The organism is Alkalibacterium sp. AK22, assembly GCF_000585255.1.
Lineage (GTDB): Bacteria > Bacillota > Bacilli > Lactobacillales > Carnobacteriaceae_A > Alkalibacterium.
In genome coordinates this window covers 1-11,480 of sequence record NZ_JANL01000024.1, presented here as the reverse complement: position 1 = coordinate 11,480, position 11,480 = coordinate 1, and the positions used below count along the sequence as shown (strand labels likewise).

Annotated in this window: 10 protein-coding genes; all 10 read left to right on the top strand. The window is 44.5% G+C overall.

The features are described 5' to 3' along the window. Positions 1-40 precede the first annotated feature (40 nt). The 10 genes from ADIAL_RS05125 (at position 41) to ADIAL_RS05080 (ending at position 11,047) form a co-directional block, all read left to right on the top strand. A complete protein-coding gene (locus ADIAL_RS05125; protein WP_034300869.1) occupies positions 41-1,099 on the top strand; it encodes a MazG nucleotide pyrophosphohydrolase domain-containing protein in 1,059 nt (352 codons plus the stop codon). Continuing rightward, positions 1,089-1,355 (top strand): RNA-binding S4 domain-containing protein, encoded by a 267-nt coding sequence (locus ADIAL_RS05120; RefSeq protein WP_034300866.1) that lies wholly within the window; start codon positions 1,089-1,091, stop codon positions 1,353-1,355. Before ADIAL_RS05125 ends, ADIAL_RS05120 begins: the two co-directional genes overlap by 11 nt. A gap of 178 nt (positions 1,356-1,533) precedes the next feature. Beyond that, on the top strand, positions 1,534-2,004 hold the full coding sequence (locus ADIAL_RS05115) for an FtsB family cell division protein (RefSeq protein ID WP_051503730.1): 471 nt from the start codon (positions 1,534-1,536) through the stop codon (positions 2,002-2,004). A gap of 92 nt (positions 2,005-2,096) precedes the next feature. After that, entirely contained in the window at positions 2,097-2,537 is a 441-nt protein-coding gene (locus ADIAL_RS05110; RefSeq protein ID WP_034300863.1) for a S1 domain-containing RNA-binding protein, read from the top strand. A gap of 98 nt (positions 2,538-2,635) precedes the next feature. Continuing rightward, entirely contained in the window at positions 2,636-4,060 is a 1,425-nt protein-coding gene (gene tilS, locus ADIAL_RS05105) for a tRNA lysidine(34) synthetase TilS (protein WP_034300860.1), read from the top strand. Between the two features lie 29 nt (positions 4,061-4,089). Next, a complete protein-coding gene (gene hpt / locus ADIAL_RS05100) occupies positions 4,090-4,626 on the top strand; it encodes a hypoxanthine phosphoribosyltransferase (protein ID WP_034300857.1) in 537 nt (178 codons plus the stop codon). 177 nt (positions 4,627-4,803) lie between these two features. Continuing rightward, entirely contained in the window at positions 4,804-6,921 is a 2,118-nt protein-coding gene (gene ftsH, locus ADIAL_RS05095; RefSeq protein WP_034300854.1) for an ATP-dependent zinc metalloprotease FtsH, read from the top strand. A gap of 93 nt (positions 6,922-7,014) precedes the next feature. Further along, positions 7,015-7,893 (top strand): Hsp33 family molecular chaperone HslO, encoded by an 879-nt coding sequence (gene hslO, locus ADIAL_RS05090; RefSeq protein WP_034300852.1) that lies wholly within the window; start codon positions 7,015-7,017, stop codon positions 7,891-7,893. Between the two features lie 125 nt (positions 7,894-8,018). Then, on the top strand, positions 8,019-9,524 hold the full coding sequence (lysS, locus tag ADIAL_RS05085; protein ID WP_034300849.1) for a lysine--tRNA ligase: 1,506 nt from the start codon (positions 8,019-8,021) through the stop codon (positions 9,522-9,524). Positions 9,525-9,751: 227 nt separating this feature from the next. Then, on the top strand, positions 9,752-11,047 hold the full coding sequence (locus ADIAL_RS05080; protein WP_081757677.1) for an AI-2E family transporter: 1,296 nt from the start codon (positions 9,752-9,754) through the stop codon (positions 11,045-11,047). Positions 11,048-11,480: the final 433 nt, after the last annotated feature.

Genomic DNA, 11,480 nt, shown 5'->3' with positions numbered 1-11,480 from the left:
GGTCAGCTGCAATCAACTTAAAGGAAATGAGGAATACACGATGCACACGATTACGGTAGTGGGACTGGGCCCGGGAGAAAAGGCCCAGATGCCACTCAATGTTTATGAATCACTTAGAAAAGCAGCCCCTCTTTTTCTCAGAACGGCTCAGCATCCGGTTGTTGAGGAACTGACAGCAGAAGGGCTAAAGTTTGAATCCTTTGATTCACTTTATGAAGAGCAAACGGATGACTTTGACTCCGTCTATGCCCATATTGTCAGTCGGCTTATACAAGAAGCACAGACCCGAAATGTGGTTTACGCTGTGCCCGGCCATCCCATGGTGGCAGAAAAATCGGTCAAGCTTTTACTTGATCAGTATGATAAGGTCGATATTTTGGATGGTAAAAGCTTCTTGGATGATTTTTTTAACGCTGTACAAATTGATCCGGTAGAAGGATTTCAACTGCTGGATTCTTTTGAATTGCATGCGGATTTTGTTCAGACCGGACAACACGTAATTGTCATGCAGGTATTCAATGCGCTTATGGCAGGAGAAGTCAAACTGACCCTAATGGATAAATATCCCGACGACCATCCGGTTGCCCTCATTGATGCTGCTGGAACTGAAGCAGAAAAAGTTGACTGGATGCCCCTGTACGAAATGGACCGTTTCCAAGGCGTGCATAACCTGCGGTCGCTTTATGTACCGCCTCTAGAACAGGATGAGCAAGTTACATCGCTGTCGACCCTTCAGTACTACATTGACCAGATTACTGCACCGGAGGGTGATGCCTGGATCAACGAGCAGACAGCACGGTCACTAATTCCTTATTTGAAGGAAGAGACAACGGAACTGGTTGCCGCCATTGAGAAAGAGGATACAGATAACTGGATGGAAGAACTGGGAGATGTTCTGGTTCAAATCCTTTATCAGACTGGCATAGCCGAAAAAGACGGGGTGTTCACCTTTGAAGAGGTGCTGGAAAACGTCAACCGTAAAATCAGAAGACGCCATCCTCATGTATTTGACGGTGTGGAGGCGTCTACCCCTGAAGAAGTCGATGTACTCTGGCAGAAAATAAAAAAAGAAGAAAAGAGGCTGAAAGATGAGACTTGATAAATTTTTGAAAGTATCCCGTATTATTAAAAGACGGTCAGTAGCCAAGGAAATTGCAGACAAGGACCGGATTTTGATTAATGGGAAAAAAGCTAAATCATCCAGTACGGTGGCCATAGGAGATGAAGTGAAGATTCAGTTTGGAAATAAGACGCTGACTGTGAAAGTAGAGAACATCAGAGACACGACGAAAAAAGATGAAGCCAAGGATTTGTACAGAGTACTGGACGAGACTTATAAAGACGATACAGAGTAAGATCAGACTGATACAGCGGTTTGGGAAGCCACTTGCAGGATGATATGGCCGGGAAGTGAACGGCAGAAAAGAAAAAGCCTGAAGAGCTTTCTCTTTCTTTTAAAGTGCGTAGGTTCTTGGTATACTTTACTCAATCAAGTTTACCGACTGACTGACAGTTATAGAGGGAGCAAAAATCATGGCAAAAAAAGAACCGCGTATTGCTCGTCTGAACAATCGTTTTACTGAAGAAAAGACACTGGAAAATATTCGTGAGAAAAAAAGGCGGAAAAGACTTAAAAGGCGCATGCAGTTTATCCTTGTGGCTGGCATGTTGCTTGTCCTGCTTATAGGCGCAAATCTCGTGCGCAGTTATTTCAAGCTGCAGGAACTTGAGGAGCAGCGAGTCGTGGCTCGTCAAGAACTTGAAACGCTGGAGCTGCACCAGGAAGATTTGGATTTTTATATTAGTCTGCTGGAAGATGAAGAGTATGTCGCTAAGCTGGCCAGAAGTGAATATTATCTAACTAGAGATAATGAGATTGTCTTCAGCTTCCCGGATGACCGGAGTCCGGATCATGTGGAGGCTACGGAAGATGGACCGGATCTAGGGGACGAAGATTTGGGCCAGAATGAGGATGAAGATGAGGCAAAATCCGAACAAGAGTAGACATTTGTGCTTTATTCTTCAATATAAACCTTTATTCTTAAAAAACTGCATGGTATAATTGTCACAAATCATTTAGGAGGCAACATAGAAATATGTCAATTGAAGTTGGAAGTAAAGTAGAAGGCAAGATCACGGGAATTGCTAATTTTGGTGCGTTTATCGATTTAGGCAACAACAAGACCGGATTGGTTCACATCAGTGAAGTATCAGACAGTTACGTAGAAAATATCAACGAAGAACTGGAAGTAGGTCAGACTGTTACTGTTAAGGTTCTGTCCATAGCGGATGATGGCAAAATCGGCCTGTCGATTCGTAAGGCACAGGACAAGCCGGCTGAATCAGCACCGAAGCCAAAGCCACAGAGTCGTGAGCGTTCGAATACTCCCAGCAGACGAAATAGCTCTCCAGCGCCTAAAAAACAGGACTTTGACTCTCTCATGAGTTCATTCCTGAAAGACAGCGAAGATCGCCTGACTTCTCTGAAACGCAACACGGAAGGTAAGCGAGGCGGACGAGGCGGACGAAAAAGTTAAAGTTTAAAATAGTGAAAGGGTTTAGGGAAATCCCTGAGCCTTTTTTCATTGTCATTATTCAAAAAAACGAGAAGGCTACAGGTGAGGAGGAGCAGAATATGGACTTGCTGAGGACCTTTACTGCTCATGTTGAAGAAAAAGGCTACTGGATAAAAGGCGAGCATGTCTTGGTAGCTGTATCTGGCGGAGTGGACTCGGTCGTCTTGCTGGATCTGATTAGTCACTTGCCAGATAGGTGCAGGCCAGCCATGACAGTGCTCCACGTGGATCATGGGCTGAGAGAGGTGTCTACGGAAGAAGCAGCCTTTGTCAGAGAGCTGGCTTCAAGTTACGGAGCAGACTGCCTGGTTCGACGCTGGTCTAAAAAAGATCATCCGACAAGCGGCTTTGAAGCAGCAGCTCGAAAGATCCGATATGCTTTTTTTAAAGAAGCTGCAGCTAACTGCCACGCCAGTAAACTGTTGACTGCCCATCACCGGGATGACCAGGTGGAGACCGTTCTGATGCGGCTCGTCCGCGGCAACTCACTTCACGAACTTGCCGGTATTCAAGCAGTCCGGGCGGATGCAGGATTCGACATTTACCGGCCGTTATTGCCCTTTGCCAAAAATGAGCTGATTGCCTACGCTGAACAAAATGGGCTGAAGTGGTGTGAAGATGAAAGTAATGCATCAAACCGGTATACGCGCAACCGTTTCCGTCACAGCATTATTCCCTTGCTTAAAAAAGAGAACCCTATGCTTGAAGAGCATGTAATCCAATTTTCAGAAGAACTTCAGGGCCTGCTTGATTTGCTCGATCCATTGATTTCATCACAGATGCAAGAGATTGTCGATTTTCAAGAGCAGAAAATGGTCATCAGCCGTCGCCAGCTGCTGGACTGCGCCCCTGTGCTGCAGCTTAAAGTATTGGCGAAAGCATTCAGCGAATGGGCAATCAGACAAGACTTTATGATCAAACGAGTGCATTTGACACTGTTGAGGGACTGGCTTGATTCAGGCAAGCCTAATTCGAGCCTCAATCTGCCATCTGGACTGGAAGCTGTGAGAAGTTATGATTTCTGCATCGTTCGCCTTAAAGAAAAAGAAGCGCCATCAGCTTATCTTGAAAGCCGAAATGCCCTGGTTTATGATTTGGAACCAGGCACAAGCATTGAATTGTCTGAAGGCAAAGTGATAAAGCTGTTCACAAGTAGTCAGTATCAGAACGAATCTATAAGGCCAGAAGCCCGTCATATTTATTTGGATTTGAAACCAGACCAGCTGCCCCTGAAGGTCCGACATCGTCAGCAGGGGGACCGATTAAAAGTCAAAGGCATGAACGGAACGAAGAAGGTTAAGGATATCTTTATAGACCAAAAAGTACCTTTAGCTGACAGGGAGCAAGCGTGGTTGGTCACTGACCACCATGGAGAGCTGATCTGGCTCGTAGACTATAAAGAGTCTGCATTGTCACTAGACCCTATAACTGATACAATAAGCTACGTACTTGTTTACACAGATCCATTATCAAAAGGCGTCTGATATGTTTTCTATAAAAAGGAGAAGAAAAAATGAAAAAAGACATGGAAAGTATTTTGATCTCAGAAGAAGAGCTGCAGGAGAAAGTCAAGGAACTGGCTACCCTGCTGAAGGAAGAGTATGATGGTAAGAACCCGCTGCTGGTTGGTGTACTTAAAGGAGCTCTGCCGTTCATGGCAGATTTGATCAAGCAGATGGACATGTATCTGGAAATTGACTTCATGGATGTCTCCAGCTATGGAAACAAAACTGTCTCTTCAGGAGAAGTCAAAATTCTTAAAGACCTTGATACAAATGTTGAGGGGCGTCACGTACTGTTTGTTGAGGATATTATCGATACGGGAGGTACACTCGCCTATCTGAAAGACTTGTTTAAGTACAGAAAAGCAGCTTCTGTTAAAATCGTTACCTTGCTGGACAAGCCAACAGGGAGAAAAATCGATATAGAGGCGGATTGGGTCGGATTTACAGTCCCACATAAATTTGTCGTCGGATACGGTCTGGATTTTGCTGAAAATTACCGGAACCTACCTTTCATCGGCATCCTCAAACCTGAAATCTATCAGTAAACAGTAAATAAGAGGAAATTATGTATATTATATGAAGATATGCAGCAAATACCCGATCATCAAACAAAATTCATAGTCAAAAAAAGTCAAATATGTTAACATGATGAGGTATATTATTTTAAGCATAATGACCTTAAAATGAATAAAATAAAAGTTTATTGACAGATGGAGGATGACATGAAAAACGGATTTTTCAAAAGTGGCCTCTTCTACGTCATCGTTTTTCTTGCAGTTATTGGAATTGCAAGCTGGGCGACGAGTGGCGGTAATGATCAGGCTTCAGAAGGCGTAAGTTCAACCGATTTTGTTGAATTCCTTGAAGATGATCGAATAGAAGAATTTCAAATTCAGCCAACGGCTGGAGTATACGAAGTCCGCGGCCGGTTTCGTGAAGGACAGGAAGTAGAACTTGAAGAAGAAGAAAGCGTCACGCTTTTTGGTGGACTGGATCAGCAGCAGACGACCCGGTTTACGACCTTTATTCTTAGAAATGACATTGTCGTCGATGAAATATTTACGCTGGCAAGAGACAATGACGTCAATATTGTATCAGTTGAAGAACCAACCACAGGTGTCTGGACAAGCCTGCTCTTTTCATTCCTGCCTCTGATCCTTTTTGTCGGATTCATTTATTTCATGATGGGACAAGCTGGACAAGGCGGCGGTGCCGGGGGTGGCCGTGGTGTAATGAACTTCGGGAAGTCCAAAGCCAAAGAAAGTGATGCTAAGACAAGTAAGGTCCGCTTTTCAGACGTAGCGGGTGCAGACGAGGAAAAAGAAGAGCTTGTCGAAATTGTTGAATTCCTTAAAGATCCAAGACGCTTTTCAAATCTTGGTGCACGCATACCCGCCGGTGTGCTGCTTGAGGGACCTCCAGGAACAGGTAAGACCTTGCTGGCCAAAGCAGTTGCAGGAGAAGCTGGCGTACCGTTCTTCTCTATATCGGGTTCCGAATTTGTGGAAATGTTTGTCGGGGTAGGAGCAAGCCGAGTACGTGACTTGTTTGAGAATGCCAAGAAAACAGCTCCGGCAATCATATTCATCGACGAGATTGATGCCGTAGGGCGTCAGCGTGGTGCTGGTATGGGCGGTGGACACGATGAACGTGAACAGACACTGAACCAGTTGCTAGTCGAAATGGATGGGTTCACCGGTAACGAGGGAATCATTGTTATTGCCGCAACAAACCGTCAGGATGTTCTGGATCCAGCGCTTCTGAGACCGGGCCGATTCGACCGACGTATCATGGTCGGACGACCGGACGTTAAAGGCCGTGAAGCGATTCTGAAGGTACACTCCAAAAACAAACCGCTGTCGCCGGATGTTGATTTGAAAATCATTGCGAGACAAACGCCAGGATTTGCCGGTGCCGATCTGGAGAATCTGCTGAATGAGGCGGCTCTGGTAGCAGCTAGACGAGGCAGCAAAGAAATCGAAGCACTGGATCTAGATGAAGCGCATGACCGTGTGATTGCCGGACCGGCCAAGAAAGACCGGGTCATTTCTGAAACAGAGCGGGGCATGGTGGCTTATCATGAAGCTGGTCATACAATCGTTGGACTTGTTTTAAGTGATGCCCGTATTGTTCACAAGGTGACAATCGTTCCTCGTGGACGTGCGGGAGGCTATGCTATTATGCTGCCGAAAGAAGACCGCTTCTTGATGACTAAAAAAGAGATGTTTGAACAGATTGTTGGCCTTTTAGGTGGTCGTGTAGCGGAAGAAATTATTTACAACTCCCAGTCGAGTGGAGCATCAAATGACTTCCAGCAGGCGACTCAGATTGCCAGAAGCATGGTAACGGAATATGGAATGAGCGATTTGCTTGGACCTGTTCAGTACGAAGGTGGCGGCCAAGTCTTCTTGGGAAGAGATTATTCACAGTCCAAAGCCTACTCAGAGCAGTTCGCTTATCAAATCGACCAGGAAGTCCTGCGTATCCTCAATGAAGCGCATGCGGAAGCCAAGCGTATTATTGAAGAACATAAAGAAGCGCATGAACTGATTGCTCAGAAACTCCTTGAGTTTGAAACACTGGATGAGAAGCAAATCAAGTCTCTGTTTGAAGAAGGGGAGATGCCTGTCAAGTCAGCATCCAGCCCTTCAGAATTCCCGCGTGAAGTTGAAGAATCAGAGAGAGACCCTGAGGAAGAAAATATTGGGAAATCCTTTGAGGAAATCAAAGCAGCCAGGGAACAAAAAGAAAAGGAACGCGAAAAACAGTTTGAACAGAAAGAAGTGACTGATGGAGACTATACCTCCTCAGAAACGGATCCTGAAGAACCCGAAGAGTAACAGACAAAGAAGAGGAGGCTGATCAGCTCTCCTCTTCTTTCCGTGTAATGTGCCCCTTAAAAGAGAGAGACTGAAAAAAGGATAGTGAATAAAGTGACGGATAAACTGATAAAAGCACTGGGATTTGATGATCAGATTAGAATATATGTCGTGGACGCAACGGATATGGTTCAGACAGCGCAAGAGAAACACAATACCTGGTCCGCAGCTACCGCTGCTTTGGGCCGGGCGATGATTGGGACGACTTTGCTGGGTGCGACATTAAAGGGCGAGGAAAAACTGACAGTCCGTATAGATGGACAGGGGCCTGTAGGATACTTGCTAGTGGACAGTAATGGTAAGGGAGAAACAAAGGGCTACATCAAAAATCCACACGTCAGCTTGCCATTGAATGCGCAAGGTAAGCTTGATGTCAAGGGAGCAGTTGGAACAGAGGGCATGTTGACAGTAAGTAAAGATCTTGGAATGAAGGAACCCTTTGTTGGCCAGGTGCCACTGGTCAGTGGTGAGCTCGGTGACGACTTCACCTATTACATGGCGAATTCCGAACAGGTACCTTCAGCAATTGGGGTGTCCGTACTGGTGAATCCGGATGAATCAGTTAAAACTGCGGGTGGTTTTATGATCCAAGTACTGCCTGAAGCTTCGGAGGAAACCATTTTGAAACTGGAAGAAACCATTCGCAGCCTGCCTATGATTTCTAAGCTGATGGATCAAGGGGAAACGCCGGAGCAGATTCTTGACAGGCTGGTTGGTGGAGAGTCTGCCCGTGTACTTGAAACCTTGCCGGTAGCGTTCACCTGCGACTGTTCCAGGGACCGGTTCAAAAATGCGCTCGTTACTCTGGGCACAGAAGAACTTCAGCAAATGATTGATGAAGACCAGGGAGCGGAAGCAGTCTGCCAGTTTTGCCGGACAAAGTATCACTTTAACGAGAGTGAACTTGAGCAGCTGGTTTCTGAGGCAAGTTGATTTAAAGCTGTCAACTGAGGCAAGGATGGACCTTTAAGACTGAGTGAAGATATGGTAATATAATGCAGAATAAAATGAATAACACCTGAAAAAATAACTATCAGAACAAGAATGGAGTGGCGCGAGTGTCTCAAGAAGCACAGAATCAGGAAACATTGACAGACCAGCTGATTGTTCGTCGGGATAAAATGAACGATTTGAAAGACCGTGGGGTCGACCCTTTTGGTGGGCGTTATGAACGTACACATTTTTCTCGGGAACTGCATGAAGCCTATGATGAAAAAACAAAGCAAGAGCTGGAGGAAGCTGGACAGACAGCAAAAGTAGCCGGCCGTCTCATGACTAAGCGTGGAAAGGGGAAGGCTGGTTTTGCCCATCTGAAAGACAAAGAAGGCAGAATCCAGATCTATATCCGTAAAGACGAAGTAGGAGACGAACAGTATGAAAGCTTCAAGACAGCTGATCTTGGAGATTTTCTCGGTATAGAAGGGGCGGTCATGAAAACCAATACTGGTGAAGTGACGATTCGAGCAACGGAACTAACCTATTTGTCTAAAGCTTTAAGACCTTTGCCGGATAAATACCACGGTTTGACTAACGTGGAGCAGAAGTACCGACAGCGCTACCTGGATCTTATCGCTAATGATGAAAGCTACGACCGCTTTACCAAGCGCAGCCAGATCATTCAGGAAATCAGGAACTACTTGAATGCAAGAGACTACCTTGAAGTGGAGACCCCGCTACTGCACAACTTGGCCGGTGGAGCAGCTGCTCGTCCATTTACGACCCATCACAATGCTTTGGATATGGAACTGTACCTGCGCATAGCCATCGAGCTGCATCTCAAGCGCCTGATTGTAGGAGGGATGGAAAAAGTTTACGAAATTGGACGAGTATTCCGTAATGAAGGAATTGATACGACCCATAACCCTGAATTCACTATGATGGAACTTTACACAGCCTATCATGATTATATCGATGTCATGGATTTGACTGAAGACCTGATCCGGTCTGTAACGGAAAAAGTGCTCGGATCCACTGAGATTCCTTACGGCGAAGACATGATTCAGATTGGTCAGAAGTGGGAACGCCGTCACATGGTGGATCTGATTAAAGAAGAAACAGGTATCGATTTCTTTAAGCAGTATACAGATGAAGAGGCGCGTCAGTTGGCTGACAAGCATGATGTCGACATCGATGACTATGCCACTTTTGGCCATGTTGTTAACGAGTTCTTCGAGACTTTCGTAGAAGAGAAACTGATTCAGCCGACCTTTGTATACGGTCATCCGGTTGAAATTTCGCCTCTAGCCAAGAAAAACACGGAGGATCCGCGCTTTACCGATCGGTTCGAACTGTTTATTGCAAAACACGAATACGCCAATGCCTTCAGTGAGCTTAACGATCCTATCGATCAGAGGGAACGATTTGAGTCCCAAGTGGAAGAGAAGGCCCAAGGAAATGATGAAGCGCACGACATTGATGAGGACTTTATCGAAGCGCTTGAGCACGGTATGCCACCTACAGGGGGACTGGGAATCGGTATAGACCGCCTAGTCATGCTGCTGACAGATTCTCACACAATCCGTGATGTACTGCTGTTTCCAACGATGAAAAACATCGAACACTAAAGGGAAAAAAGAGAGCCTGACCAGTCTGAGCTGAGCCCAAAAAAGTTAGACCTAAAAAATCTAACTTTTTTGGGCTTACTATAGACTGGTCAGGCTTTTTTCAAAATAATGTACATTATGGCAGAAATAATTAGCAGGTATGACGCATAATTCTCGTAAATAGCTTCAGTTTTATATAATATAGACTGTAAGATACAAGTGAATGAATAAGAAAGTGGGTATGTTATATGAAAAAAACGAGATGGATTAATTTTATGGGAGGAAGTGATCTCCTCTTTACGCTAGTGGCTTTAATTTTATTTGGGGTTGTTTTCCTCCTTTTCAATCAAGTGGACTATTTATTTACGCCGATTCTGGTGCTGGTATCAAATATTCTGATGCCATTTGTTATTGCGCTGCTTCTCTATTACTTATTCAGCCCCTTTGTCGATTTTCTGGAAAAAAGAAAAGTCAAAAGGATATATGGAGTCGCTATTTTATTTATACTGCTAATTGGCCTGATTGTTCTGGGGATTGGCCTGCTTTACCCCTTGCTACGTGATCAGGTTACAGGATTTGTAGAAAATTTTCCTGCATTTATCAACGCTATCATTGCTTCAGTGACTGAATGGATCGAGAATCTACCCTTTGGCGATGAAATTGAAGGCTTCATTGAAGAGGGAGAAAGTTTTATCGCTTCAATACCCGATAATATTGACCGTTACATGACTGACGGCTTCAGTGGCTTATCTTCGGTGATGTCGAGTCTGACCAATGTTGTCGTAACGATTGTGACTTTTCCAATTATCCTTTTCTTCTTGCTAAAGGACGAAAAACGCTTCTTTTATGCTGTGCTGAGTGTGGTCCCTCCTAAATGGAGGGAAGACTTAATCAGAGTTTCCTACGAGGTCAACAGTCAAGTAGGGGCTTACGTCAAAGGTCAGTTGATCATTGCTACGTCCATTGGCGTCATGATGTTTATCGGTTTTACTGTTATCAACCTAGAATACAGTGGAGTACTAGCTATCATTGCTGGTTTTACTTCCATTATTCCCTACATCGGTCCTACCCTTGCTTTTATTCCGGCACTGGTGATTGCACTGATTGATTCCTGGTGGATGGTGCTTCAGCTGTTGCTTGTGTGGGCAGTGGTCCAGTTTATTGACGGTAATTTGATCGAACCTAACGTTATGGGACGCCAGCTGAATGTCCACCCGCTAACAATCATTATCGTTTTGCTGGTCATGGGAGATCTCCTGGGACTGTTTGGTCTGATATTCGGTGTGCCGATTTATGCCATTTTCAAAGTAATTGTTGTGCACTTTTTCCAGCAGTTTAAAAAACGTTATAACCGTTACTATGGGGATATATCCGGCGAATACGAGGTGAAGCCTATTGAAATTGCAGTTAGTGGCAAGGGTGAAGCCAGTGAAGAACTGAAAAGAAGTGTTCAGATTGCTAGGCTGAAAAATAGGCAGGAAAAGAAAAAGGCCATGCAGGATGACAAAAAAGACAAAGAAGAAAAAACTGATGAAGCAGATTAATCAAATGGAAAGTATATAGCAGAAATGAATGAAAAGGCCGGACTGTCTGTTGTTGAGGACAGTCCGGCCACTTTTTTATGCTCAGTTTCAAAAGAATATTTACTTGTGAAGACGGTCAACAATCTCACTACGTTCCCTTTTTCAATAAAGTTTCTCTAAACTGTTGACGGCATGTCAGAAATCTGATATTATTAATCTCGTTGCTGCAAAACATAGAACAGACACGCCGATAAAATTGATTTACATAAAATCAAATTTAGTGTTGACTTCTATAAAGCAATGAGCTATAATTAAATAGCTGTCATACGAGTCAAGGTAACGCTTCCAACTTCAAACGGAGTTAAAAAACTTTTAAAAAGTTGTTGACAATCAATCGAGACGATGGTATGATATAAAAGTTGCTGCTAAACAGCTTTTTAACTCCGTTTGAAGT